The organism is Bacillus sp. BK450 (assembly GCF_004364885.1).
Lineage (GTDB): Bacteria > Bacillota > Bacilli > Bacillales > Bacillaceae > Bacillus > Bacillus safensis.
The window spans coordinates 150,404-177,115 of sequence record NZ_SOBQ01000004.1 but is presented as its reverse complement, the minus strand read 5'-3'; the positions used below and the strand labels follow the sequence as shown (position 1 = coordinate 177,115).

27 protein-coding genes are annotated in these 26,712 nt (G+C 43.3%); 8 read left to right on the top strand and 19 right to left on the bottom strand.

Annotation, left to right across the window (positions count from 1 at the left end; translation table 11 throughout):
- The first annotated feature begins 43 nt into the window (after nt 1-43).
- Complete coding sequence (locus tag EV579_RS15140) at nt 44-430, top strand: competence protein ComJ (protein WP_024427268.1); 387 nt, start codon at nt 44-46, stop codon at nt 428-430.
- A gap of 1 nt (nt 431) precedes the next feature.
- Here the strand turns inward: EV579_RS15140 and EV579_RS15135 are convergent, their stop codons facing one another.
- Together EV579_RS15135 and EV579_RS15130 are read right to left on the bottom strand one after the other, a co-directional pair.
- Nucleotides 432-1,238 (bottom strand): AAC(3) family N-acetyltransferase, encoded by an 807-nt coding sequence (locus EV579_RS15135; protein WP_025092812.1) that lies wholly within the window; start codon nt 1,236-1,238, stop codon nt 432-434.
- Nucleotides 1,239-1,266: 28 nt separating this feature from the next.
- Nucleotides 1,267-1,683, bottom strand: a complete 417-nt coding sequence (locus EV579_RS15130; RefSeq protein ID WP_025092811.1) for an Lrp/AsnC family transcriptional regulator — start codon at nt 1,681-1,683, stop codon at nt 1,267-1,269.
- Between the two features lie 115 nt (nt 1,684-1,798).
- On the opposite strand from EV579_RS15130, the gene EV579_RS15125 reads away from it, so the two are divergent.
- Nucleotides 1,799-2,563 carry an MBL fold metallo-hydrolase gene (locus EV579_RS15125; RefSeq protein ID WP_133744733.1) on the top strand — a complete coding sequence of 255 codons (765 nt, stop codon included), beginning with the start codon at nt 1,799-1,801 and terminating at the stop codon, nt 2,561-2,563.
- A gap of 45 nt (nt 2,564-2,608) precedes the next feature.
- Here EV579_RS15125 and EV579_RS15120 read toward each other — a convergent pair whose 3' ends face one another.
- Complete coding sequence (locus EV579_RS15120; protein WP_133744793.1) at nt 2,609-2,938, bottom strand: DUF2680 domain-containing protein; 330 nt, start codon at nt 2,936-2,938, stop codon at nt 2,609-2,611.
- A gap of 182 nt (nt 2,939-3,120) precedes the next feature.
- Here EV579_RS15120 and EV579_RS15115 point away from each other — a divergent pair, with 182 nt between their 5' ends.
- Together EV579_RS15115 and EV579_RS15110 are read left to right on the top strand one after the other, a co-directional pair.
- The gene (locus EV579_RS15115; protein ID WP_024424312.1) at nt 3,121-3,993 is read left to right on the top strand and encodes a transporter substrate-binding domain-containing protein; all 873 of its coding nucleotides are present in this window, start codon (nt 3,121-3,123) and stop codon (nt 3,991-3,993) included.
- Between the two features lie 12 nt (nt 3,994-4,005).
- The gene (locus EV579_RS15110; RefSeq protein WP_034283291.1) at nt 4,006-4,683 is read left to right on the top strand and encodes an amino acid ABC transporter permease; all 678 of its coding nucleotides are present in this window, start codon (nt 4,006-4,008) and stop codon (nt 4,681-4,683) included.
- Nucleotides 4,684-4,800: 117 nt separating this feature from the next.
- Here EV579_RS15110 and EV579_RS15105 read toward each other — a convergent pair whose 3' ends face one another.
- The 5 genes from EV579_RS15105 to EV579_RS15085 form a co-directional block, all read right to left on the bottom strand.
- Nucleotides 4,801-6,099: an arsenic transporter gene (locus EV579_RS15105; RefSeq protein ID WP_024424314.1), complete on the bottom strand. Its 1,299-nt coding sequence runs from the start codon at nt 6,097-6,099 to the stop codon at nt 4,801-4,803.
- Between the two features lie 132 nt (nt 6,100-6,231).
- Complete coding sequence (locus EV579_RS15100) at nt 6,232-7,464, bottom strand: PucR family transcriptional regulator (protein ID WP_133744732.1); 1,233 nt, start codon at nt 7,462-7,464, stop codon at nt 6,232-6,234.
- A 127-nt stretch (nt 7,465-7,591) separates the two neighbouring features.
- On the bottom strand, nt 7,592-9,139 hold the full coding sequence (gene pruA, locus EV579_RS15095) for an L-glutamate gamma-semialdehyde dehydrogenase (protein WP_024424316.1): 1,548 nt from the start codon (nt 9,137-9,139) through the stop codon (nt 7,592-7,594).
- A gap of 23 nt (nt 9,140-9,162) precedes the next feature.
- Nucleotides 9,163-10,080, bottom strand: a complete 918-nt coding sequence (locus EV579_RS15090) for a proline dehydrogenase family protein (protein WP_133744731.1) — start codon at nt 10,078-10,080, stop codon at nt 9,163-9,165.
- Between the two features lie 161 nt (nt 10,081-10,241).
- Nucleotides 10,242-11,012 (bottom strand): nucleotidyltransferase domain-containing protein, encoded by a 771-nt coding sequence (locus tag EV579_RS15085; RefSeq protein WP_133744730.1) that lies wholly within the window; start codon nt 11,010-11,012, stop codon nt 10,242-10,244.
- A 92-nt stretch (nt 11,013-11,104) separates the two neighbouring features.
- On the opposite strand from EV579_RS15085, the gene EV579_RS15080 reads away from it, so the two are divergent.
- Nucleotides 11,105-11,419 (top strand): hypothetical protein, encoded by a 315-nt coding sequence (locus EV579_RS15080; protein ID WP_024424319.1) that lies wholly within the window; start codon nt 11,105-11,107, stop codon nt 11,417-11,419.
- Nucleotides 11,420-11,454: 35 nt separating this feature from the next.
- Here EV579_RS15080 and EV579_RS15075 read toward each other — a convergent pair whose 3' ends face one another.
- A complete protein-coding gene (locus EV579_RS15075) occupies nt 11,455-12,411 on the bottom strand; it encodes an acetylxylan esterase (RefSeq protein WP_133744729.1) in 957 nt (318 codons plus the stop codon).
- Between the two features lie 211 nt (nt 12,412-12,622).
- Here EV579_RS15075 and EV579_RS15070 point away from each other — a divergent pair, with 211 nt between their 5' ends.
- A complete protein-coding gene (locus EV579_RS15070) occupies nt 12,623-13,408 on the top strand; it encodes a carbon-nitrogen family hydrolase (protein WP_044333518.1) in 786 nt (261 codons plus the stop codon).
- A gap of 243 nt (nt 13,409-13,651) precedes the next feature.
- Here EV579_RS15070 and EV579_RS15065 read toward each other — a convergent pair whose 3' ends face one another.
- Entirely contained in the window at nt 13,652-14,569 is a 918-nt protein-coding gene (locus EV579_RS15065; RefSeq protein ID WP_133744792.1) for a LysR substrate-binding domain-containing protein, read from the bottom strand.
- Between the two features lie 116 nt (nt 14,570-14,685).
- Here EV579_RS15065 and EV579_RS15060 point away from each other — a divergent pair, with 116 nt between their 5' ends.
- Nucleotides 14,686-15,459 (top strand): class I SAM-dependent methyltransferase, encoded by a 774-nt coding sequence (locus EV579_RS15060; RefSeq protein ID WP_133744728.1) that lies wholly within the window; start codon nt 14,686-14,688, stop codon nt 15,457-15,459.
- A gap of 38 nt (nt 15,460-15,497) precedes the next feature.
- On the opposite strand, the gene EV579_RS15055 is transcribed toward EV579_RS15060, so the two are convergent.
- On the bottom strand, nt 15,498-16,055 hold the full coding sequence (locus tag EV579_RS15055; protein WP_003214270.1) for a shikimate kinase: 558 nt from the start codon (nt 16,053-16,055) through the stop codon (nt 15,498-15,500).
- An 85-nt stretch (nt 16,056-16,140) separates the two neighbouring features.
- Complete coding sequence (locus EV579_RS15050; protein ID WP_133744727.1) at nt 16,141-16,914, bottom strand: IclR family transcriptional regulator; 774 nt, start codon at nt 16,912-16,914, stop codon at nt 16,141-16,143.
- A 147-nt stretch (nt 16,915-17,061) separates the two neighbouring features.
- Between EV579_RS15050 and EV579_RS15045 the strand changes: the two genes are divergently transcribed.
- A complete protein-coding gene (locus EV579_RS15045) occupies nt 17,062-18,420 on the top strand; it encodes a hypothetical protein (protein ID WP_133744726.1) in 1,359 nt (452 codons plus the stop codon).
- A 39-nt stretch (nt 18,421-18,459) separates the two neighbouring features.
- On the opposite strand, the gene EV579_RS15040 is transcribed toward EV579_RS15045, so the two are convergent.
- From EV579_RS15040 to EV579_RS15010, 7 genes are all read right to left on the bottom strand, one after another.
- Nucleotides 18,460-19,773 (bottom strand): MFS transporter, encoded by a 1,314-nt coding sequence (locus EV579_RS15040; RefSeq protein WP_025092799.1) that lies wholly within the window; start codon nt 19,771-19,773, stop codon nt 18,460-18,462.
- 45 nt (nt 19,774-19,818) lie between these two features.
- The gene (locus EV579_RS15035; RefSeq protein WP_024427254.1) at nt 19,819-21,021 is read right to left on the bottom strand and encodes a CaiB/BaiF CoA transferase family protein; all 1,203 of its coding nucleotides are present in this window, start codon (nt 21,019-21,021) and stop codon (nt 19,819-19,821) included.
- A 125-nt stretch (nt 21,022-21,146) separates the two neighbouring features.
- Nucleotides 21,147-21,527 carry a cupin domain-containing protein gene (locus tag EV579_RS15030; RefSeq protein WP_024424330.1) on the bottom strand — a complete coding sequence of 127 codons (381 nt, stop codon included), beginning with the start codon at nt 21,525-21,527 and terminating at the stop codon, nt 21,147-21,149.
- Nucleotides 21,528-21,550: 23 nt separating this feature from the next.
- Nucleotides 21,551-23,311, bottom strand: a complete 1,761-nt coding sequence (locus EV579_RS15025; RefSeq protein ID WP_133744725.1) for a thiamine pyrophosphate-binding protein — start codon at nt 23,309-23,311, stop codon at nt 21,551-21,553.
- Nucleotides 23,312-23,349: 38 nt separating this feature from the next.
- Nucleotides 23,350-24,123, bottom strand: coding sequence for a type I 3-dehydroquinate dehydratase (gene aroD, locus EV579_RS15020; RefSeq protein ID WP_133744724.1), 774 nt, complete (start codon nt 24,121-24,123; stop codon nt 23,350-23,352).
- Nucleotides 24,124-24,132: 9 nt separating this feature from the next.
- Nucleotides 24,133-25,566 (bottom strand): aldehyde dehydrogenase family protein, encoded by a 1,434-nt coding sequence (locus tag EV579_RS15015; RefSeq protein WP_133744723.1) that lies wholly within the window; start codon nt 25,564-25,566, stop codon nt 24,133-24,135.
- Nucleotides 25,563-26,420, bottom strand: coding sequence for a citryl-CoA lyase (locus EV579_RS15010; RefSeq protein WP_080780825.1), 858 nt, complete (start codon nt 26,418-26,420; stop codon nt 25,563-25,565). Before EV579_RS15010 ends, EV579_RS15015 begins: the two co-directional genes overlap by 4 nt.
- Between the last annotated feature and the right edge of the window lie 292 nt (nt 26,421-26,712).

The following is a 26,712-nucleotide window of genomic DNA, read 5'->3' as shown; positions in this document are numbered from 1 at the left end:
ATTCACGTTCCAACGAAAATCCATAAATAAAGGAGTTTTTTATATGAATCACTTAAATCAAGCCTATTCCCTATCTATCTCCTACCACCAAATCACGGTATACACCGGAAGCGAAACACCACCTGTTATTGATTGGACAGATGAGGACATTCTTCAAGGATTTGCAACAGGAGATCAAGGAGTTTCCTTTGAAGGAATCAATAATGGAAAGGCGTCTATTATTGTGACATTAAATAGCGATGAGCCCCAAGTCTCGGTTGATAGAGCCATAACAGTTCCCTTTACGCTTACAAGTGACCAAGTTTATATCACAAGCGTCATGGCCAATGTGCTGTCTTTTTCCATTCCAAAAGGAAACTACCAGCTTACCTGCTACACCTCACAGCAGCCTGATCAAGACGTTTATTATGTAAATTTCCAAACAGTGTAGATTACGACTGATCATATAAATCAAGCCACTGTTCCGCATAGTCTACCGATTCTCTCATGGGCAGTAAATATGAACTGGCAAGTCCAATTTGATTGTGCTGATGGATGCCTCCTGATTGCAGAAAATCACGGCCAATCTGTTCAAATAGTTCTTCTCTTGTGATGATATCTTGGTACTCTTTCCATACCCTCCACCCATTCTCTAAAATAGGGGCTCCTCTTGTCATGAGGTCCTGTTGAGGGATTCGGTATTCAGCTAGATGAAAAGCTGTCATGCTCTCAAATGATGCGCCAAGCAGCAGCACTTGAGCATGAAGATCATACATGCGGCCAAGAGGCGACTGCTCTCCTAATCCAAAGGAAAGTGCATGGTGTTGCAGAATTTCATGTTTTCTTTTCCCCCAGGCGGTGAATGAAAAATGGGGATGATTGCTTCTCGCCACGCCTGGGTATTTCCAAAATGTTTCCGCCACCTTTCCCATTGCTGCTGGTGTCGTGTAAGCTGGGTCAAATGCGGGCATTGTTTCTTTGATCGATTTCCACCATGAATAAGGAACAGGCGGATCGATCCAATCGGCGGGATCAGAAAGCTCTAACGTTTGTGCCGGCATAATCAGTGTCCCTTCTTCTGTTAAGGTTTCCATCAATGCTTGTATGACGGCTACAGCGCCTCCATTTACCCAGCCGATTGATGATAAAGATGAATGAACACATAAAATCATGCCCTTTTTCACACCAAGTTGAACCAAGTCTGCTTTGATTCTTTCCTTTGTCATCGGTTCAGCTTGATTTTCGATTAATTTTTGCATCGTTCCTTTTCCTCCTGCGTCTCTTCTATTACTGATGAATGAGACGTTTAACCGCAATAGACAGTTTGTAATTTGCGTAATTCGTCAGCTCCGTTAAAAACTGATCAAGTTCATCATGACTGGAGAAATGTCCTTCAGCCATATAACAGCCTTCACCACTTATTTTGAACAAATTCTTGATTTCTTCCTTTTTATAAAGAAACGACAGAAGTGGTTCATGATGATGACTACGGGTATATAGCTGCAAAAAGGTTTGAATCGTCTTTTGTGTCTGCCAATCAATTGAAATGGTATATGCTTCAATCACGCCTTCTTCTTCTAGCTTTAACACCCGATTTGCAACAGCTTGGCCGGTTAAATGAACTTTTTCACCTAGAGCTTTCATCGTTAATCGGCTGTTCTTTGATAGTTCTTTTAAAATATTCATATCTGTTTGGTCTAGCATTGGCTCACCTCTTTCAAAAATCAAGCCCTTCTGCCAAAAGACTTTCATAATCCTCTGTCACGTAGAACTCTTTTAATATACTGTAAACTTAATCAGAAAAAAAGGAGGCCTTTTTATGAAAATTACACTCATTCGCAATGCGACTTTATACCTTCACTATGGTCATTCAACTTTTTTAATCGATCCCTTTTTAGCAGCAAAAGGAACATATCCACCGTTCCCTCATACAGCCAATCAACATTTGAACAATCCTATTGTGGAGCTTCCTGTAAATATAGATTTAGACAGTCTGTTACACCCAGATGCTGTCTTACTCTCTCATTTACATGTGGACCACTTTGACGACGAGGCCAAAAGGAAATTAGCTCAGGATCAACCAATTTATACTCAATCGGAGAAGGATCGAAAAGAAGTTGAAGAAGCTGGATTTCAGCATGTCACATGCATTGAAGATGAAATGGACATTTGCGGCGTTCATATTAAACGTACAGGCGGACAGCATGGGACGGGAGAAACGGCGAAGCGGATGGGGCAGGTGAGCGGTTTTGTTTTCTCTCACCCTGATGAACCTACCCTTTATATTGCAGGAGATACCATTTGGTGTGATGAACCGAAAGAGGTTGTGAATACAAGCAAGCCAGACGTCATTGTGGTCAATAGCGGGGCTGCTCAATTTTTAGAAGGCGATCCCATTACAATGACCAAGGAAGAGATTCTAGACATTCACCGTTCTCAGCCAAAAGCTCAAATTGTCGCCTGTCATCTTGAAGCTGTGAATCATTGCCTGTTAACAAGAGATGCTTTAGAAGCTTACGTTCAAGAGCATCATGCAGATCAAGCCATTTTTGTCCCTCAAGATGGGGAAAGTCTCACCTTCTGATCGACAATAAAAAACCGGCACTTAAAGCTGCCGGTTTCATCATTATCATGGGCGATGGTGCTGTGGTTTTTTCAGCAATGGAACAAATCCGTTCTTTTTCAAATGAGTGTAATGCTCATCCATTCGTTTCGTGATGTGTGTGCCTTGTTCCTTTGTTAACACGCCGTACTGTATATATTTCTCAATGACTTCTTTTCGCTTAGAAAGAATTTGCTGCTCAAGGATTTCAATTTGTTTTTGTTGTTCTGCTGTTAATTTCACTTGATGTGTCACCGGGCGCTTTTCCATTTGAGGTGTTTCTCCATGAGCCGTTTCTATATGAAAACCAAATAACAGCATCATCGACAAGATGATCAAACTACTTATTTTTTTCATCATTGTTGTTCCCTCCTTTATTCGCCTTTATTTTGCGCTCGCTTTCCTTTTTTATACATTATTTCTAACACGTAAATTGCTTATAATATTCTTACTTTTTCACTTTTCTTCTGAAAACGTTGTCCTTATAGAGAAAGCGTGCTATGTTTTGTTTTGTATAAAAAATAGAGGAGGATTCTTAAATGAGTCGTTTTTATCATAAAAAACCTATATGGATCATGCTTGTTGTATCTGCTTTCATCCTTATCATGTCTGCTTGCAGTCAATCAGGCTCATCTCAATCTGAAGACACAAAGTGGGATCAGATTAAAAAGAAAGGGAAAATCGTGGTTGCAACTTCAGGCACCCTTTATCCAACTTCTTATCATGATACTTCTAATGGCAAGGATCAATTAACTGGCTATGAAGTAGAAGTCGTCAAAGAAGCGTTTAAACGTCTTGATGTGAAAGTAGAATTTAAAGAAATGGGCTATGATGGGATGCTGAGCGCCATTAATTCTGGTCAAGTGGATGCCGCTGCAAATGATATCGACATCACAGATGACAGAAAAGACAAGTTTGCCTTTTCAACCCCTTATAAATATTCCTACGGAACGGCTATCGTTCGGAAAGATGATTTATCTGGCATTAAAACTTTAAAAGATTTAAAAGGAAAGAAAGCAGCAGGGGCTGCCACAACGATTTATATGGATGTCGCTCGTAAGTACGGTGCAAAGGAAGTCATTTATGATAATGCGACAAACGAGCAATACCTAAAGGATGTTGCAAACGGCCGTACAGATGTTATTCTAAATGATTATTACTTGCAGACACTGGCTCTTGCTGCATTTCCTAAACTAAATATTACGATTCATCCTGACTTGAAGTACATGCCGAATGAACAAGGTTTTGTTATGAAGAAGGACAACAAAGAGCTTCAAAAAGAATTAAATCGTGTATTAGGCGACATGAAAAAAGACGGAACAATGAAAAAGATTTCTGAGAAATTCTTTAATCATGCAGACGTTTCTAAGAAAATTGATGCTGATGTCGAAGATGTCGACATTTCCAAATAAGGAGCCGCAATCGTGGGAGATATTCATTTAGAATATATATTTAATCCTGCACTGGCAAAGGCGTCATTTCCGTTTGTTATGAAAGGCATCTGGCTGACGCTGCTCATTTCCTTTGTGAGCATGTTTTTTGGTACCATTCTTGGCTTTTTTATCGCTCTTGCCAGGATGGCGAATTCATGGATTCTTCGGCTGCCTGCACGACTGTATATCTCATTCATGCGAGGCGTGCCCATTCTGGTGATTTTGTTTATTCTCTATTTTGGATTCCCCTATATCGGCATTGAGTTCACAGCGGTCACTGCCGCCATTATTGGGTTCAGCTTTAATAGTGCTGCCTATATTGCAGAAATTAACCGGGCGGCCCTCTCCTCTGTTCCAAGTGGACAGGTGGAAGCTGCTAAATCATTAGGTCTCAGCTATTGGCAAACGATGCGTGGTGTCATTTTGCCTCAATCCGTCCGCATCGCCCTGCCGCCATTGACCAATGTCATGCTCGATTTAATCAAAGCTTCCTCACTGGCAGCAATGATTACTGTACCAGAGCTCTTCCAGCAAGCAAAAATTGTAGGCGGACGAGAATTCGATTATATGACCATGTATATTTTGGTCGCACTCATTTACTGGGGCATTTGCAGTGTCGTCTCATTGCTTCAGGACTTTTTAGAAAAACGCTATGCGAAATATCTGTAGCAAAAAAAGAGCAGATCTCATGGATCTGCTCTTTTTCAGCATGATAGAAAACCTTTGCAGCCCTAAGCACCGGAGCGCAGACCTGCGGGCGAATGCGAGGATTTGTCTACACGATAATTAATGAATAAGCCATAACCATACATATAACCCGAGTAATGTGATAATCAAGGTTGGGATGGTCAGGATGATTCCGGCTTTCATGTACGCCCCCCAAGAGATATGGACGCCTTTTTTCTTTAAGACATGAAGCCACAGCAATGTCGCCAATGAGCCGATTGGGGTCATTTTCGGTCCAAGGTTGGAGCCGATGACATTGGCATAAATCAGTCCGTCTCTCATGACACCTGCTGTATCTGTATGTCCAATGGCAATCGCATCAATTAAAACGGTCGGCAGATTGTTCATCACAGAGGACAGCACTGCGGCAAGCACGCCCATAAACATCGTTCCTGCAAGCAAGCCATGTGAAGCCCCTTGCTGGATCCATGCCGCCAATATTTCTGTAAGACCGACATTTTTCAGTCCATATACGACGACATACATACCGATCGAGAAAAACACAATGGACCACGGCGCTTCTTTGATCACTCGCTTTGTCGCCACTTGCGGACTTCTTCTCGCCAGCCACAAGAAAGCAAGGGCAATCCCGCCTACGATGATGGACACTGGAATACCGATCAGCTCCCCCGCAAAATAACCCACAAGCAGACAGCCGAGCACATACCAAGACAAACGGAACATACGGATATCTCGAATAGCTGATGCCGGTTCCTTTGCCTGTGACAGATCGTAGTTTTTTGGGATAAGCTTTCGGTAAAATACATACAGAACCAGCATGCTCGCTCCAAGCGACACAAGGTTTGGCACGAACATATTCGCTGTATATTCTAGAAAACCAATATGAAAATAGTCGGCTGATACGATATTGACCAGGTTACTAATGACAAATGGCAAGGAGGTTGTGTCTGCAATAAAACCGCTTGCCATCACAAAAGGAAGCACCATGCGCTCATCCAGCTTCAACGCTCTCACCACAGATAAAACGATTGGGGTCAAGATCAGTGCCGCTCCATCGTTGGCAAAAAAAGCAGCCACAACAGCGCCGAGCAATGTTAAGTAAATAAACATGCGGACACCGTTGCCTCTTGCGGCTTTTGCCATATGCAGGGCAGCCCATTCAAAAAAACCGATCTCATCTAAAATTAACGAAATGATAATAATGCCAATAAAGGCAAAGGTAGCGTTCCATACAATTTGCGTGACTTCCCACACATCGCCCAGATGAACGACACCAAAGGCAAGTGCAAGAATGGCGCCTCCACATGCTGACCATCCTATGGTGACACGTCCTGGCTGCCAAATGACAAGGACGAGGGTCATGATGAAAATCAAAATGGCTAAGGTGACTGATCCCAAAGGTGGCCCCCCTTTCACTTTTCTCATAAAATCTTTATCTATCATACAACGAAATGCTTCAGTTGTATGCCATTTTCGCATGTCACATGAAAACCCGCAGGTGATCCTATGCACCTGCGGATTCCATCATGATTATTGATCTTTTTTCATCAGCATCAATTCAATAAACAACTCACACCGCTGGCTAAAATGACTTAAGTCGATCGAAGTCATGTCAAAAATTTGTTTCATTCGATAGTTTAATGTATTTTGATGAATAAACAACTGCTCCGCCGCTGGCTTTAGCTTGCAGTTATTCAATAAGTAGACTTCCAGCGTTTTTAAAAACGAGGTTTGACTCTCGCGGTCTTTTTCCTTCAAGCGTAACAAATCTGGATTGAAGTCGTTTTTCTTTTTTTGATGGCTGTAAATAGAGTCTAAAAACCGGAAGACCCCTAAATTCTCATAATCATATGGAATCAGTTCTTGTCCTCCGACAATTTTCACTGCCTTGACGACCTCTATCGCTTCAAATCGACTTGTACTCATTTTCATGACATCACGATACTCTCTTCCCATCCCAATATACAAAGGGGAAGGATGGGCATTCGTTTTTGATTGCAGATGTGCGATGACATCAGCGGCAGTCGCTTTCGGTGAGTGCCGGTCTGACAGGCTGCCAAATATAACGACAATATCTGCTTGAACCGAATAGACGTGATTCACTTTATCCTCTAGCTGCAAATACGTTCGAATGACATCCTTCACATCTTCTGCCGTCTCACTTTTGTTATCGGCAGCGTGCACGACCATAACGGTAAATACGGCTGGCAGTGGAATGCTTAAGTTCTCAGCCTCCCATTTCAGCTCTTCTTCTGTATAAAAATGATCATCCATGACCTTTTTGAAAAACTCTTCAATCTTGCCTTCCTTTTTCTCAAGCTGTTTCTTATTCTTATAAATCACTTTTCCAACCTGAAAGGAAGCTTCGTGTAAAAATTGCAGCTCCTCCTGAGAGAGGGAGTCCTCAATGTCCTGCACCCAAATAAAGCCTACTACCTCTTGTTTATGCTTGGCGCTCACAGCCACCCGCCGATTAAATCCGAGCTCGTCATGGCCGCTCACATAAAAAGGCTTTGACTCCTTGTGAAGCCGCTCAATTACCCCTGTTTTCTTTAACCAATCGACCACAGACCCCGGACATTCCTTGGAGAAAATCGTTTGCTGATTGACTGGGTCAAACTGCTGAATGCTGTAAGAATTATAAGCAAGGAGCTGACACTCTGTGCTTTCTAAAATGACTGGTTTTTTTAAATAGCCGCTAATAAATGCAATTAATTTATCGACATCAAAAAATGTATGAAGCTTTTCTAATATCTCTTCCATCCCGATTGCTCCCTGATTAAGTGATACATTTATCATACTTCTTTCCAGTCAGATTTGTATAGAAACAAGTCGCAAGCAGGCGCAAAAAAAGCATGAACCCGTCAGTGCAGGTTCATGCTTTTCCATATTAAAACATTTCACTAATCGTTTTTGCCTGCATGTGCAGAGCTAGGTAATCTGGACCGCCTGCTTTTGAATCCGTTCCTGACATTTTGAAGCCGCCGAATGGGTGGTAACCAACGATGGCACCTGTGCAGTTACGGTTAAAGTAAAGGTTCCCTACATGGAACTCCTGCTTCGCACGGTTGATGTGATCACGATTATTCGTAATGACAGCACCTGTTAAACCGTATTCTGTGTTGTTGGCTACCTCAAGTGCCTCATCAAAGCTAGAGACTTTCGAGAAAGCCAAGACTGGTCCAAAGATTTCTTCTTGCATTAAACGGGAAGTTGGCTCAAGATCTGCAAAAATGGTCGGGTGGATAAAGTATCCTTCCGAATCATCACTCGTTCCGCCAGTGACTAAGCGGCCTTCCTGTTTGCCAACCTCGATATAATCCGTGATCTTGTCAAAGGACGCTTGATCAATGACAGGTCCCATGTAAACATCGGCAGAAAGTGGATTGGCTGTTGTTTTTGTTTCTGTGATTTCCTTCACTCGCTCAACCACTTGGTCATACAGCTTCTCATGGACGACAGCCCGAGATCCAGCTGAACATTTCTGACCTGAAAATCCGAAGGCTGATGTAAAAATGGCATTGGCCGCTAATTCAACATCTGCATCCTCATCGACAACCACTGTATCCTTACCGCCCATTTCAGCAATGACACGTTTTAAATGCTGCTGGCCTGGCTGCACTTTTGCTGCGCGTTCAAAGATACGTGTCCCTACTTCTCTTGATCCAGTGAATGTAATCAGGCTTGTTTTCGGATGATCTACTAAGTAATCCCCGACCTCTGCTCCGCTTCCTGGTACAAAGTTGACAACACCCTTTGGAAGACCGGCTTGCTCAAGCTCTTCCACAAAACGGGCTGCAATGACAGGCGTCGCACTTGCGGGTTTTAAAACAACTGTATTCCCAGTGACGATTGGCGCTACTGTTGTTCCTGCCATGATCGCAAACAAGAAGTTCCACGGCGGAATCACGAGCGTCACGCCAGTTGGTGTGTAAACATATTGATTGCGTTCGCCTTCGCGGCTGTTCACTGGTTTGCCTTTCGCCAGCTCCAGCATTTGACGGGCATAATATTCTAGGAAGTCAATCGCTTCTGCTGTATCTGCATCCGCTTCATTCCAAGGCTTACCTGCTTCTTTGACAAGAAGGGCTGAATACTCATGCTTTTTACGGCGAATGCTTGCCGCAGCTCTGAATAATACGCCAGCTCTTTCTTCTGGAGACGTGTAGCGCCATGTTTCGAATGCTTTCGCTGCTGCTTGAACCGCCTGCTCTGCCTCTTCCTTGCCGGCCTTCGATACGGTTCCAACCACTTCATCCTTTTTCGCTGGATTGATCGAAACAATTTTGTCTTTCGTTTCAATTCTTTCACCATTAATCACGAGCGGATAGGTTTGACCAAGTGATTCTGTTACTTTAGCTAATGCTTGTTCAAACGCTTTGCGGTTTTCTTCCTGGCTAAAATCCGTGAATGGTTCATGCTTGTAAGGTGTTGTCATTTTTGTCACGCTCCCGTTTCAAATTATTTTTTCGTCATCCCTTTTAGAGCAAAGGCAATGTTTGCCGGCCGTTCTGCAAGACGTCTCATGTAGTAGCCATACCACTCTCGTCCATACGGAGTATAGACCCTCATTTGATAGCCTTCTTTCACGAGTGCCTGCTGCGTTTCTGATCTCATGCCGTACAGCATTTGAAATTCGAACTGACTTGTCTGTATATTGTGTTTTTTCACAATATTTTTCGTGAACTCAATCATTCGATCGTCATGTGTCGCAATGGCTGTATAGTTCCCTGAGAGCAATTGCTTTTCGATCAGCTTTTGATAATTCTGATCGACGTCTTTTTTGTTTGGATACGCCACTTCGGCGGATTCCTTATAGGCACCCTTTACAAGTCTTAAAAATGGCTGCAGCTTATTTAAGTCATCAAGATCCTTTTCTGTTCTGTACAAATACGCCTGCAAGACCGTACTAACATACTCATATTGAGATTTCATCTCTTTAAAAATGTCCAGCGTTTTTTGACAGCGCTGTTCATCCTCCATATCGATTGTCACCATGATACGGTGTTTCTCTGCCGTATCTAAAATCCTTTTCATATTGCGATACACAAGGTCATCGTCAATATCCAGGCCAAGTGATGTCATTTTGAGTGACACGTGAGAATTGAGTCCCGCCTCTGCAATCCGCTGAATGGTTTGTATACACTCAGTCGTCCGTTCATTGGCAATCTCTGCCTTTGTGACAAACTCACCAAGGTGATCAACTGTCACAGCCATTCCTTGTTCATTTAATCGTTTGATGACAGGGATGGCACTCTCAAAGTCCTTCCCTCCGATGATTTTCTTAGATGCAACAGCACTTCCCCAATTACGAGCAATATGGTTCAAGAGACTGCTCTTTGACAAAAACAAGAAGAAATTTCTTGTGACCGACTCCATAAAGGGCACCTCCCACTCTTTGTAAGCTATGTCTTTATTGTAAAGCTCATAAGCTGTCCGCTACAATATTTGAAGATGACAAAAATTCTGACTTTTTTTGTGGTTTTATCACAATAAGAGATAAAAAAGAGCCTGCCGTGATCCGGCTGGCTCTTTCCTACTTACGCCCACACCTCATCAAGGGTAGACTGCAGCAGCTCATTTAATTCTTGCATCAGGTTGTCTTTTGGCTGATTGTAGCTTTTCACCAATTCATCAAATCGCGCGAGCTCTTTGTCGATAAATGGATGGACATAAGCGAGGCGGTTCTCTACATCCATTTCTTCTCCGTCCATTTTACGTTTGAGCAGCTCATGGATTTCCGCTAAAAGCGGACCTTTCTCCACTAGTTCTTCGAGCAGTTCATGAAAGTCCATCGGCGGAACCGTCCGGTATCGTTCAATCCACTGACAGGCAAGCAGCGGACGAAGCACATAGAAATACTTCTTGATTCGCACCTGCTCTCCTCGTAAATGCCCGCTTTCATTCCGCTTCGCCATATTGAGGTAATGATACATCAATGCTGGAGGATAAAACGCTCGATCCTTTAATTCTCTTAGCTGCTTTGCCAAAGAGAAAGATTCAGCATAGATGATGTCAGACGACAGCCATTCCATGATGGACGGATTTGATTTATTGAATAAGCGAAGTGCCTTTCTAAGCTCCCAGCCGCTGATATCAAGCGCATCATCAATCGGCCGTTCAATGACATCACGATGTTCTTCCATTGCCCAATACCATTCTTTTCGAGGAACATATAAAAAACGAACATCGTAATCACTATCAGTCGAGGGGAATCCCCATGCTCTGCTGCCTGACTCGACCGCGAGGCAAATTTTCACGTCATACGTTTCTTCGATGATTTTCAGCTCTTCCTTGATTCTCTCTCTCATCATCCATCAACTCTTTCTATAGAAATCTGCATGACTTCTTCACGTTTTGGTAAAATACGAATAAGACATATATGAAAAAGGAGTTGGATCTCATGTCTATATCTCGCATCATGAAATGGATCACCGGAATTTTTGAAGCCTGTCTTGCCATCCCTGTCATCGGAGGCCTATTTATTATTAGCAATGGCTATTCACCGCTCATGGTCATGCTTATTCTGCATATTATCACACTCGTCTTATCGAAGCGAGACCAAGGACCAATGATTGGCAGCATCATTGGGATTATCACATCCTGCCTCGCCTGGATTCCGATACTTGGATTCATCCTTCATATCATCACAGCTCTTGCCCTTATTATCACCGCGTTAGTGCCTGATGAAAAAACGAGACAAAATACGAGTTATTAAAAAAGAGGCCCTCCTAGAGCGGCCTCTTTGTTCTTTTATTTGAGTAAGTGCTTTTGTAAGAAGGAGAGCTTCTCTGTTTGAAAAGCCGGGATAAACTCGTGTCCAAAATAGCGATATACCTTAAGGTCTTTATCTGTTTCTAAATGGTTGTATGCCGCAAACACAGTAGATGGCGGGGTAATTTTGTCAATCAGACCGATCGCCATCAATGTTGGCTGTTTCACCCATCCAGCTAAATTGATTAAATCAAAATAGCTTAATGTCTCAAATGCCTTTTCTTCCACTTCCGGGTCACTATTTCTCCGAAAGTATGAATTGATTTCTAAATAAGGCTGCTCCAATGCCACGTCCACTGCACGCTCGAAGTTTGATAAATAAGGGTAATCTGCCGCGACGACCTTCGGAATATCTGAAAGAGCTGCTGCTGCTACCGCTAATGCGCCTCCCTGGCTTCCACCAATTACGCCGATCCGGTGTTTATCCACTTCAGGGAAGGACTGAATGACTTCGAGTGCACGAACCGCATCTAAATAAACACCGCGATAATAGTAGGTCTCTTTTGATAAAATGCCTTTTGTCATCCACCCTAAAGCGTGACCGCCTGGTGTCACTGTCTGATCTTCACTGCCGCCTTGACCGCGGACGAGCATACCAAATGTGGCGTAGCCGTGGAGCGCCCAGTTGACGATGTCGTGAATGCCGCCGTCATAGCTGGCATTATAGCCATGAAAACGAACGAGCGCTGGATGCGGGCCAGTTTGATCAGGTACAGCATAAAAGCCTTCAATTTTAGAATGTCCAAAGCTTTGATATGTCAGGCGGTACACCTTGACGCCTTTCACTGGATAGTCATAAGGTTCAAGTGATGGCTTTGCCTCCACTTGGCGCAGTTCTTCGAGCGATTTCTTCCAAAAGTCTGAGAAATCAGGACGTGCAGTTTTCTTTGGTTTATATTTTTTTAGCTCTTCTAGTGATAAATCGAACAATTGCATATCATACTATTCCCCTTTGTTTTATTAGTTATAGGTATCATACCACTCATTTCTTGATTGAGAAAGTCATTTAACAAAACCTTCTGACATTTCTATTGGCAAAGATGATGGAAACCTTTATGATAAAGAAACTGGCCTTGAAGACTAGAATAAACCATTACATACATTCATGATTTCCACATGACATATAGCAAATAAAGGAGGAGCCCATATGAAAATCGCCCTTGTCCAAATGGACGTACAAATTGGAGAACCTGAAGTGAATTTTAGAAAAGCAGAAGCGTTTTTAGAAGAAGCGGTCCGCGAGCAGCCTGATCTGATCATTTTACCCGAAATGTGGAATACCGGCTACGCCCTTGAACAAGCCGATCAGCTTGCGGATATAAACGGTGAACGCACAAAACAGCTCTTTTCCTCCTTTGCACGGAAGCACCAAGTGTATCTCATCGCAGGCAGTGTATTAAATAAACGGACAGAAGATGAACACATTACCAACACAATGTATGTTTTTAACCGCCAAGGTGAGCTTGTGTTAGATTATGATAAAATTCATTTATTCCGCTTAATGGATGAGCACAACTATTTAACCGCTGGTGATCAGCTTGGTTTATTTGACTATGGTGAAGATGTGACGATTGGTGCGATGATTTGTTATGACCTCCGCTTCCCGCAACTTTCCAGAACACTTGTGAACAAAGGAGCGAAGGTGCTCGTCAATACGGCACAATGGCCGTCAGCAAGAGTGGACCATTGGCGCAGCCTGCTCATCGCAAGAGCGATTGAAAACCAGTCATTTATGATTGCTGTTAACAGAACAGGCACAAGCAGAGACACGGCATTCCCTGGACACTCTATGGTAATTGATCCACTCGGCCGCATCCTGCTTGAAACAAAAGATGACGAAGATATTTATTATGCGGAAATTGATCTTCAGCTGGTGGATGAAGTCAGACAGCAAATTCCGGTTATGACGGATCAGCGTCTGGACTTATATTAAAAAGCAGGGTGCCCCCCTGCTTTCAGCGTGTAGACAAACCCTCGCATTCGGTGTCAGGTCTGCGCTCCGGTGCTCACGAATGTCAAATTCGCTCCGCTCCTGTACTCGCCCTTCCTAGACTGCAAAGGTTTTCTATCACGCTGAAAAGAAGACAAAGGGCTAAAATCAAGATCATTTTAGCCCTTTGTCAACAATCTTAAAGCAGGGTGCTCCCCTGCTTTTTGCGTTTAATTAAACGTTTGTTTAAGCTTTCCCTTGATTCTGATAAAGGTCCATGAAGGCTTGAGCGGCTTTCGTTAAATACCTTTCTTCCACATATGCAAACACAAGTGTGCGGGTTGGGCATGAATCAATGTGTAAATAAATGACCCCGTTCCTATCCTCTTGTGCCACCATTTTCGGCACAACGGTCACACCTAGTTCGTTTTTGACCAATGCCTGTGCTGTTTGAATATGGCTTGTTTCAAAAGCCACTTTTGGCTGAAAACCGTGATGACGGCACAGTTCCATGACCACTTGCCGAAAACCGTATCCCTCTTTCAGCATAATAAATGGGATACCTTCAAGAAGTTGAAAGGGAACGATTTCGTGACCGGACGCTTTTTGCCCTGCTTGCTTGATGATCTCGTTCAATTCCTCTGATAACCATGGCTGAGCAGCTTGCGGAACTGCAAGAAGGAGCGGCTCTGTCAGCATTTGTTTCGTTTTCAATGATTCATGCTCGACAGGCATAGATAAAATAGCCAAATCCAGTTTTCCAGCCAATAGACGTTTTTCGAGCTCACGAGGAGACTCTTCTATCAGTTGAACGTGAACATGAGGATACGTTTGACAAAAGGTTTTTAATAAACCGGGCAAGACATATCCCCCAGTCACTGCTGGCGCTCCAATGTTCAGCTCTTTCCCGATTTCATAAGCTGCTTCTCCCATTTCACTCAGCAAATCATCTCTTTCCTTCAAAATATTCTCAGCCCTTTTAATGAATCGTCTCCCTTGAGGTGTGGGCGTTACTTGTCCATACTTTCGAATAAATAGCGGTGTGTCTAATTCCTCTTCCAGCTTCTTCATTTGCTGGCTTAAAGAAGGCTGTGCAATATGAAGTTGATCCGCTGCTTTTGTAAAACTTTGCTGCCGGTACACTTCAATGACATATTCCATCATTCGTATATCCACTTTCATCACCTCATAGGTTTTAACTATCCATGTCATATCTTTTATGTCTTAGACAAATAACAGAAGGAATTCTACGATAAAGAGACCACAAAGGGGGAAAAGAAATGAATCCATATGCTAAAGCCGAAAACCAATTTTCACAAAATGCCGAGAACTATCGAGATTCACCTATATTTGCAGCCGGAGAAGAGCTGGAATGGATGAAATCAACAGCAAATGCGAAGGGACATGAGCATTTACTTGATATTGGCTGCGCGGCAGGACATACCGTTTTTTCCTTTTCAGACGTTATCTCTAAAGGGGTCGGCGTTGATGTCACACAAAAAATGATCGAGGTGGCCGCAGCACTCGCGGAAGAACGCCAACTAAAACATATTACTTTTGAACAGGCAGCCGCAGAAGCATTGCCCTTCTCTGATGAATCATTTGATTTCGTGACGTGCCGATTTGCTGCTCACCACTTTCCAAACCTTCCGGCAGCCATGTCGGAAATCAGTCGAGTCTTAAAAAAAGGCGGCCAATTTCTGCTCGTCGACCATTATGCACCTGAAAACCCTGCACAGGATTCATTTATTAATCACTTAAATAGACTGAGAGACCCTTCTCATGTGCGGGAAAGCTCGTTATCAGAATGGAAAGAGCTTTTCGATGACAACCAATTGACTCAGAAAGAGAGTCGTTACTGGGATCTGCATATTGATTATCAGGACTGGATTATACGTGGTCGCACGCCAGAGAATATTCAAAAGGAGATCGTTTCCCACCTTCAAGCCGCAGACTCTGACACAAAGCAGCTGTTTCAGCTTCAATTCGATGCACAGCATCAGCCTATTTCCTTCTGTTTAAAAGCTGCACTGCTTCAAGGAATTAAGAATTGACCTTATAGAAAAAGTCTACCCTAAACGGTAGACTTTTTTTATTTCGAATATAAATCCCAGCCAAGCTTGAGTGTGTCCACAATATAATTGGCGACTTCCTCAGCCTCTAAATGATCTGTTTCCACTCTTGAGTTATGAAGAGAATAAATCTCCCGGCGCTCTTCAAACAGCTCTTTCATCTCATCAAGTGTCCGGTTGTGAAGAACAGGGCGGTTTTCGATTAAAATATCAAGCCGCTGCTTCCAATTCTCCCACGATAGATCAAGGAAAAGAACGGTACAATGCTTCAAGCAGGCGCGTTTGATTTCTTCCTGTTTGAATGCACCGCCTCCAAGGGAAACGATCTTGAGCTGTGTATGTTCACATAAATCGACGATATAATCCTTTTCAGCCTGCCTGAAGAATGCTTCTCCTTTTTGCTGAAACATCTCTGGAATCGTCATGTTGTACTTTTTCTCAATCTCCTGATCGACATCAATAAAATCTCTATATAGCTTTTTGGCAACCAGCTGCCCAATGGTTGTTTTCCCAACACCCATAAAGCCAATGAGGACAATATTCCGCTGTCTTACAGGAATTTCTCTATTGATTTTCATGGTCGTGACACGTCCTCCCTACGACAAGGAATGCTACATAATGTTTCTATTATATGATAAATGGAGCGCGAAAAGATAGGCAATCTTAAAAATTGTGTTTGACGACGTAGCCGAGCTGTTCAGAAAGCCGCTGTGCCTGTTCTTTCACTTTTTGCTGCAACTGAGGAATGACTTCTTCAGTAAACCGATGGGTTGGACCAGATATGGATAAACAGGCTTTCACTTCACCATGAATGTTAAAGATTGGTGCCGCTACTGCCGCAGATCCTACCTCGCGCTCATCGATGCTGCAAGAAGTATACGTGTCAAGAATATGTTTACGTTCCTTTTGCCAATCACCCTTCACCACATGATCAGCCTCAGACGTAAATACCTTTTGTTGAAATTCTTCACTTTGAAATGCCAATAATACCTTTCCGCCTGCACCTGCGTACAATGGCAGCTTCTCACCAATCTTGACAAGATGCCGAATCGATTGCAGCCCTTCCGCTTGTTCAATACAAACCCTGCTTGTTGAATCCAGTACATACAGATTGACGGTTTCCTTTGTTTCATCACGAAGTGAGTACATGAGTGGTTTAGCCAGTTCCCTCAATTTAATGGACTTCCCTGCAATGTATCCGAGGAGATAAAGCCTTTGACCCAATCGGTATTTCATTGTTTCTTGATTCTTTTCCACAAAATGATTCATTTCAAGTGCCTTGAGCAGTCTCGTTGTCGTAGACATTGCTAAATTCATCTCTTTTGAAATATCCGTTAGCGTCAGCTCTTGACGTTCTTCACTAAAACAATACAGAATATCCAAAGCACGCTGAACTGTACGCAGTCCTGATTCTTCTTTTGACTTTTTATCAGTCATATTCACTTTCTCCTTTTCCCCTTTGATTTCTTATCGACATCAACGATCGATTTTGCTATAATCCATTTTAAACGTTCCACTAAAAGAAAACAAATTCCACCAGTCGGAATAAAATCAATAAAGATATTTGATGGAGGAGATATTTGAATGTACCTGCTCGTTTTTACACTTCTTATCAGTCTATATATAGTTCATCAACTATTTCCTGCTCCCATACTCTCCTATTTTGTTGGTCTGCTGGCCGCTGCTTCGCTCACCATTTCTTTTAAGAAAGCAAGCGGGCTTTATTTGAAAACAGGTGCTGTATTTCTCATCATTGGGTTGTTCTTATTCTTCTTATCCGGCCAGCCTTTGCACACGTTTTTTCTTCACTTTCATTCCATGCTGGGCTTGCTTTCTCTCTTTTTCATGCTGCCTTTTATTCATTCTCTCATACATGTTGGACATTTCGATACACAATTAAATAAACTGCTCACACTGCATACAACGAGCTCAAATCAGCTTTATCGCAAGAGTTCATTTGTCACTCATATACTCGGCATGTTTTTAAATATCGCGACGATTCCTTTACTATATACATCGCTCAAACCGTCGCTTGAATCCCTAAAAGAACAAGTGAAACAACATCTTTATACACGCAACCTCTTAAGGTCATATGCATTATGTTTAAGCTGGAGTCCTGTTGAAGTACTGGTAAGCGTCACCATTGATGCAACCAAACTAAAATATTATCAAATTGCACCTATTACTTTTGGTTTAATGGTCGTCGTGCTGGCGATAGATTGGATGCTTTTTTCTCGTCAAAGCAAACGATTACCAAACATCATTCAGTCTTCAGAAACAAACGCCAATCCTCATCGAATTAAACGAAAAACCCTTCAGCTCGCTTTCATGCTGCTAGGTTTTATGACAGTCGTCTCACTTGTCGATGCATGGATTGGGAAAGGCTATTTATTCGCTGTAGTACTGACGATTATTCCATTTGCTCTATTATTCTCTTCTGTTATCAAAAAAAGAAAACAATATATCGCTGTCTCTGTGCCTCATTGGAAAGAAAGAACCCGTCAGCTCTCCAACTATATGTGTCTATTTTTAAGTGCAGGCTTCTTTGTTGATATGCTCCTTGCGACAAACAGTATGCAGCCGATTCAAGCATTTATTGTCAGTATATCAGACCATGCCATTTGGGTTTATTGTGTCATTGGGTTGTATTTTCTGATCACCGCCCTTTGCGGTTTTCACCCGCTCGTCTCACTTGCTTTGTTAGTCAGCATGATGGCACCAGTCTTCCATGAACTGCCTGCTCTTCCCATTGCCATCATGCTGATCGTTGCTGGCACATCAACTGTTATGTTTAGTCCTTTTAATGTTTCTGTCTCCCTATTAGCTGATTTGATGAAGGTCAATCCTTACCGTATCACTCGCTGGAATATATGGTTTGCCAGCCTTTATATCAGCATGGGTATCGCATGTGCAGCGATCATCACCGTTATCTTTTATACATAAAAAAGAGAACTCATCCTTGAGTTCTCTTTTGCTTTCTCTCTATGGCTTTAATTGAATACGTTCAATTTTACCTACGATAAAGATGTACGACAATGCCCCGCCTAAAGCGACTAAACTGACGAATAAAATGCCTCCATTGTAAGAGCCTGTCGCCGACACGATGAATCCGATAATCAGCGGAGTGATGATCCCAGCTAAATTAGCAAAAAAGTTAAATACGCCGCCAGCCAGCCCCACCATTTCCCGCGGTGCCACCTCAGACAGCATCGTCCAAGAGATATTAGACAGTCCTTGCGCAAATGAAGCGATGGATAAAATGGTCAGCACAAGCGGGATATTTGTTGTAAAGTTTGCTAAAACAATGGTACTCGTCATCAGCAAGCCAACCACTACTGGCAGCTTTCTCGCTACATTCACTGATACGCCCTTTTTAAGCAGCCAATCAGACACATAACCTCCAAACAAGACCCCAAAGAATGCAGCAATATAAGGAAGAGACGCAGCAAAACCTACCTTGAGAAACGCCATATTTTTCGCCTCTGCCAAATAGGTCGGAAACCATGTTAAAAAGAAAAAAAGGGTAGACGCAACAGAGAATTGGCCAATATAAAGCCCGATCAATTTACGATATTTTAGAAGGGCGGCAAAGTCTGCCCATTTCAGCTTCTCCTGTGATGCGACTGTCAGCCCATCGCCTTGCCGGATTAATTCTAACTCATCCTCATTTATCTTCGGATGCTCTTTCGGTTCGTGATAATACTTGTACCAAAAGAAAGCAAATATGATACCGAGCGCACCTGCTGTAATGAAGACGGTTCTCCAATCGAAAGTCGTCATGATCCAAAATAGAAGAGGTGTCGCAAATGCAAGACCCACATACTCTCCAGCAGTATAAACACCTGTTGCAAAAGCCCGTTCCCGCCTTGGAAACCATGTGGTGACAATACGGTTATTTGCAGGAAAAGCGGGAGATTCTGTAATCCCAATAAACAAACGGCAGCCGAATAAAAAGGCAAAGCTGTTCGCAAACGCCTGTAAGCCTGTGAAAATAGACCAAGTAACAAGTGATATCCCATACGTTACCTTTGAGCCAAATTTATCGAGAATAAAACCGCCTGGTATTTGCATCGCTGTATATGTCCAGCTAAATGCTGAAAAAATCAAGCCTAATAAGGCAGGATTTAATTGCAATGAAGATTGAATTGCAGGAGCAACAATGGATACACTGGCTCGATCAATATAATTAATAGCGGTAATAAAAAACAACAGAATCAATATGCCAAAACGGGCTTTCGTTGGTTTCACATATGCGGGCTGCAATTCATTCCCCTTCAGTTCTGAATGCACTTTCATAACCATCCTCCTTTGTTTCCGCAGCGTGCGGTTCGGTTGAGCGTATTAAATTACCCCTTTTTCTTCTAACTGCTTACACTCTTCTTCTGTTAAGCCAAGCATATTTGTTAAAATTTCATAATTATGTTCGCCTAAATCAGGTGCAATGTGACGGATACTTCCAGGTGTTTTTTCAAACTTCGGAATGATCCCAGGCACCTTCACTTTTCCAAGACGAGGGTGATGCACCTCGACGATATTCTCTCGTGCTTTAAATTGCGGATGCTCAAAAATATCCCGAATACTTAAGATTGGGCTCACAGGAACACCATGTGTATCTAAAATTTCTAATACATCATCCCTTGTTTTCGACGCGATCCATTCAGAGACGATCGCATCCATTTCTTTGTTATGCTTCAGCCTGGATGCATTGACCGCGAATTTTTCATTCTCTAGTAAATCTAATCGATTCATCGCCTCTGCCAATCGATTGAAGGTCGAATCTGTACTCGTCACAAGAACCAAATAATGACCATCCTTTGTCTCATAGGTGCCGGCAGGGCTTGAATGTCCACTCAACCCCGGTGAACGCTCACGCACCTTCCCAAGCTTGTCATATTCTGCAACCAAAAACTCTAACATACGAAACACAGATTCATAGAGGGCCAAATCCACCATTTGCCCAGTTCCTTCTGGATGTGTATCCCTGTAATACATCGCTGTCACAGTAGCAAACGCCACATAGATGCCAGCAATATAATCAGTGAGAGAAAAGGAAGGGCTGACTGGATGCCGGTCTGGAAACCCTTGAATATATGTAAAGCCGCTAAACGCCGTCGCTGGTGTTCCAAATCCGGCTTTGTCCTTAAACGGGCCCGTTTGACCATAACCTGATACACGAATCATAATTAAACGAGGGTTGATTTCTTTTAACACATCGTACCCAACGCCCCATTTTTCGAGGGTGCCAGGGCGGAAATTTTCAATCAGCACATCGACCTGACCCGCAAGCTTTTTAAAAATGTCTTTTGCTTCGTCTTTGTGCAGATCCAGTGTAAGGGATTTCTTATTCCGTGAGAGACCAGACCATCTAAGTGGTTCCCCATCTGCAAAAGGACCGACATGCCGCAGCGTATCGCCTTTGCCAGGAATCTCAACTTTGATGACCTCTGCTCCAAAATCCCCTAGAAGCACCGCGCCATAGGGTGCAGCAATCATCGTAGAGACGTCTAATATTTTTATTCCTTCGAGCGGTGTGTTCATATTCATTGCTTGACTCCCTTTCATTCAAGTGATGAAGGGCTAAAATCATTCCTAATTTTAGCCCTTTTCATCTTTCTGATTGACCCGGAAAGCCCTGATGATTCAAAAAGAGGGCTTACCGGTACAGTTGTTTAATCCTTCGGAAGCTGCCCTTGCGGTGTGTAGAGCCAAATGAGCCATAAAGGTTCATCTCCTGTATTGACATGCTGGTGCGGGACACCGTCAGGAATGAACATAAAATCATTTTGTTTAAAGGACTGCCTTTCTCCATCACAAATGACTTCGCCAGATCCTTTAATCACAAAATCAAATTCCTCTGAACCCGGGTGATTGTGCACTGAACTTGCTTCCCCTGGTTCAAAAATGGTGAGACCCGCCATCATATGTTCTGAACCAACTGTATCCGGTGTAATGGTTTGAAATACCTTTCGAACCATTTGCTCCTCTGGACGATCTAAGCCTAACCATAATGGGTTCCCATCTTGAAACGGATTCAATACTTTAATTTTCATTGTTAATTCCTCCCTCGTTCTGATTAATTCACGCTGACATGTGAGCGCTTTGAATTTGGTGAATAAATGTCATTAATATTCCAATGTCCATCCGTAGGAACAGGATCATTTTTCATTGCGACATCAATAACGCAAGGCTCCTGAGAAGCAATGGCTTCAGCTAAAGCTTCTTTGAATTCAGAAGCAGAGGTGATTTTAATCCCCTTCATTCCATAACCTCTCGCAATGGCAGCAAAATCTGGTGAATAGCTTTCTCCATCTTTTCTGAAAACAGTGCCGTACGTCGTTTCATAGTGCGCCATTTGCAAGCCGGCTATTGTGCCAAATGCACTGTTATTCATCACAATCCACACAACAGGAATGTTCTCTTCAACGGCTGTTGCGAGAACGGATGGATTTTGACCGAAGCCGCCGTCTCCAACGAGTGACACAACAACACGGTCAGGCTGGGCAATCTTCGCCCCAAGTGCGGCAGGGGCTCCAAATCCCATCGTTGCAAAGCCGCCTGGCGTTAAAATGGTTCCTGGCGTCAACACTGGAAATTGCTGTCCGACCCCATTTTTGTTCCAGCCAACATCCGTTGTAATAAACGCATCTGGCGGCAATACTTCCCGCACTTCCTGCAAAATACGCTGCGGCTTCATTGGGAAGGATTCATCTTGAATATTCGTCAGATTGCTAGCGTGAAAATCCTTACGATATGCCGCAATTTCCTTTTTCAATTCAGGACGATTCAGTCCTTTTGGCAGCCTTTCTCTCGCCACTCGATTGAGTACAGTCAAGGCTTGCTTAAGATCGGCTACTGCTCCAATTTCAACAGGATAGTTACGTCCAATTTCATTCGGGTCAATGTCAATATGAATGAGCTTGGTTGATGGGAAGCGGAACGTATAATCTGATTCCCACGAGCTCGCATCAGCTTCAGCAAAACGAGTGCCTAAAGCCAATATATAATCCGCCTCTTTGCACTGATCATTGATAAATTTCGTCCCCCAAAATCCTGTCATTCCAAGGGTCATTGGGTGATCATCCGGCATGGCTCCTTTCCCCATTAAAGAATGGGCGACAGGGATACTTAGATGGTCAGAAAATGCCTTTAATTCTTCAGCTGCATCAGCTAATAAAATGCCTCCCCCTACATATAAGAGCGGCCTTTCTGCCTGCAGCAATCGATCTAATATCCGATTGGCCGTTTGATCATCAATAGAAGGTTTTTCAATGGTGTGTGTATGATGGTTGATTTGTTCAAACAGGGACACATCTAGGTCTTTTGAGAACACATCCATTGGAACAGAAATAAGCACCGGGCCAGGACGGCCGCTTTCAGCTAACTGAAATGCTTTTGATAAAATCTCTGGAAATAATTCTGGAATATCGACTCGCCATGCTCTTTTCACAAACGGCCGGTAAATTTCGTATTGAGAGGCATCGGAATGAAGATTGATCTCTTGATGTGGGTGCTTTCCGTAATAATGACTTGGAACATCTCCTGCAATGACAACCATTGGAATGGAATCAAGTGCTGCATTCGCTACCCCTGTTGCGGCATTGGTGAGTCCAGGTCCTAGATGACTGAGAACAACAGCCGTCTGTTTCTTTGCCCGCGCATAACCATCTGCTGCATGTGCCGCTATCTGTTCATGTCTGACATTTACAAATTGAATCGAGCTTTTTTCAAGCGCTGATAAAAAAGCAATATTCGTATGACCGCAGAGACCGAAAATATGCTCGACTCCCCGATTTTCTAAGTACTGAATAACCTGTGTAGAAATATTCTTCTTCATGTTTCTCTCCTCTCACGGTGCAGCTATGAATCTGCTACTCACTTATTCTTTGAAAACACAATAGATAGAACATTGTTCAAATCCTGTATCGCCACTTGCCCGGGAGCTGAGCTTTCTTTCCCTACAGCAAAGGTCATCACAGAACCAAAAAGCCCGCCAATCATTCTTGTAAAAGCCCCGTATTCCGCCATTGCCATGGAAATAATGGGAATTGAGAGCTGCTTTTTCGCATGGCTGGTCGCCGAGAGCAGTGTTAATGCATCGTCATAGGAATGCGGCATCACTGCGATCTTTGCGATGTCGGCGCCGACTGATTCTGCATTGACGAATAGCTGCACGAGACGATCCACCTCAGGGGTGCGATCGAAATCGTGATACGACACAATCAAGGTAACGCCATGTCTTTTAGCAGCCTGACTGACTTGCTGTATATGTGTCACATCATGCATGAATTCATAATCAACGGCGTCCACAAGCTGTGTGGAACAAAGCTCGGCTAGCAGAGAAACCTTCTCAGATTCTGAGAGTGATATCCTTTCGCCTCCCTCCTTTTCAGAACGAATGGTGAATAAAAATGGGATGTCCTTTGCCTTTTCTACCATTCCCTTAAGGGTTTCTATCACTTGATCCTTGTCATGAAGGTGATGAAAAAAATCCGCCCGCCACTCGATCACATCAGGCTTCTTCTCTGTTAACACCTCGACCTCATGAAACAATTCTTCCTTTGTTTGTCCGATGAGCGGCGTACAAATCATTGGCTGACCGCCTTCCTGCACACTTTTTACCTTTTGCTGAAATGCATTCACATCCATACGCCCCTTTCACAGACCATTTGGAAGCACGACCATTTTGGTTTCGGTCATCTCCTCGATGGCGAAACGCGGACCTTCTCTTCCAAGGCCACTTCGTTTAATCCCGCCATAAGGCCAATGATCCAGTCTAAAATTCGATGTCCCATTGATGACAACCCCGCCAGCTTCAAGCTCTTTTGCTGCGTGTAATGCCACATCCAGCTGATTCGTAAAGATCCCTGCCTGCAAACCATATCGACTATCATTTGCTTCTTTAATTGCCTCCTCCAGCTCCTCATAAGGGAGAATGCTGACAACTGGGCCGAACACTTCCTCACAGACGACCTTGGCCTGTTTCGGAGGGTTTAGCAAAATAGCCGGTGTGATGCTCGCTCCATTTCTTTTCCCCCCGCATAAAAGCTGGGCACCCATGCTCTCTGCCTCTTGTATCCATGCCTCAACACGCTGTGCGGCCTGTACATCGACCATACAGCCGATATCACTCTCGCTGGACAGCGGATCTCCAACAACAAGCTGCTCTACTTTTTGTTTTAATACCTCAGTAAACGACGGCATCATTTCCTGGTGGACATAAATTCTTTGAACAGAAATACAGCTTTGACCGGAATTACTAAAGCCTGTTTTGGCACACATGGATGCGGCTTGTTCAATATCTGCATCGTGATGAACAATCGTCGCTCCATTCCCTCCGAGTTCGAGCAGTACCTTTTTTAATCCCGCAGAGGTTGTAATGTGTTCGCCTCCGGCAGCCCCGCCGGTAAAAGAGATGAGATTCGTTCTTTCATCAGTGACTAACTGTTTCCCGGCGTCGACTCCGCCAATCACAAGCTGCAAACCAGCCTCAGGAAATCCTGCTTCGAGAAGGAGTTCGACAAACGCTGTGGCAACAGCTGATGTTTGCGGTGCAGGCTTCAAAATGATGACATTCCCTCCCGCAAAGGCCGGACCGACTTTGTGACAAATTAAGTTGAGCGGTGCATTAAAAGGGGTAATCGCCAGCACAACTCCGACTGGTACTTTAAATGTCATGGCCATTGCTCCCTGTCCGCGCGATGATACATTGCCAGGAATGGTCTCACCTATTAATCGATTCGCTTCTTCCGCCGATTGCGCCAGCGTCTCGATTGATCGCGAAACTTCATCTCTTGTATTTTTAAGCGGTTTGCCTAATTCTAGCGAAATCAATTTTGCAAAATGGTCTTTTTGTTCTTCAAGCAAGGTGGCTGCTTTTGTTAGAAGCTTTGAGCGGTCGATTGCCGATATTCCCGCTATTTGTTTTTTAGCATGCTGCGCACTAGAAAGTGCCTGTTCTATGTCTTCTGATGAGGCGAGATAGGATGTACCGAGCCTTTCTCCTGAGTAAGGATTGATGATATCTGTTTTCACACGACCGATATCCAGCCACTCGCCGTTTATATATGACAACGCTTTTAAACCACTCAAATTTTTTCTCCCTCCTTCAAGTGCCGCGTTCCATGTCCTGCATAACGAACCAATCTTTCTTCATTCGGACAAGGTCCTTTCACGAGGGCTCCTTTTGTCAGCTCCTCATATGCATGCGCCACGATGCCCATTCCTCTGGACAAGGAAAAAATGCCTTTTGCTGCTTCTGCTGGAATGTTTAATTCACATTGGATGGCAGCAGATACACCATCTATATTCATCGTGATTTTCTTCCCTTTCAGTTGTTCAAGCTCATGCCTAATTGCTTCGGCTAACCGTAAATATGTGCCGCTGATAAGACCTTGCTGGACATATGTGTGACTCAGCTCATATAGACGTCTCACCCTCGGATCATCATCATGAAGCTGATGGCCGATTCCTGGGATTTTTTCCTTGCGATTTAACCATGTTTGGCACACTTGCTTTGCCGCAGACTGTATATCCTTTTGATCATCGTAGATCGCTTTGGCCTCGTATAGCATGCGCATGGCCTTCTCTCCGGCTCCGCCATGAATGTCACCTAATAGATTCACCCCTGTTGCAACAGAGGAATTAAACGAAATGCCGCAAGTCACCGCCATTCTAGCTGCTGCAATAGATGGCGCTCTTGGTCCATGATCCGCACCTGCGACAAGAACACTTTCAAAAAGAGCTGCTTTTGAATCATCCAATAATTCACCAACAAGCAGTAAATAGAGCATTTGTGGATACGACAATTCACCAATCAGTTCTTCAATCGGATACCCTCGTAGTTCAATTGAATTTTTTTGAATATGACTAATCTCAGTCTCCCACCAAGCGCCTCCCTCTTTGTAAATTTCCAGTGCACTTCGATTTTTCATTGCGTCAATCATTCCTTTAGCTTCTTATTTGGAGGTGAATCACCCTTTTATTCCATCCAGCGGAATATAATTTCACTTTTCGGAATGTGGTTTCATTGTAAGCGCATTCTTTTCGTTCGTCAATAATCTTTCTGAAAATACTGTCAATAGAAGAGAAATTAAGTGAATCGAACTAATTATTTTTTATTTTTTTGATCAAAAAAAGCAATATTTAGTTAAATTGACTTAAGTAGATCGTTCTACTAATTTAATGAATTTTTGGTTATTTTGTCAAACCCAATTGAAATTCGACATAAAAAAACCT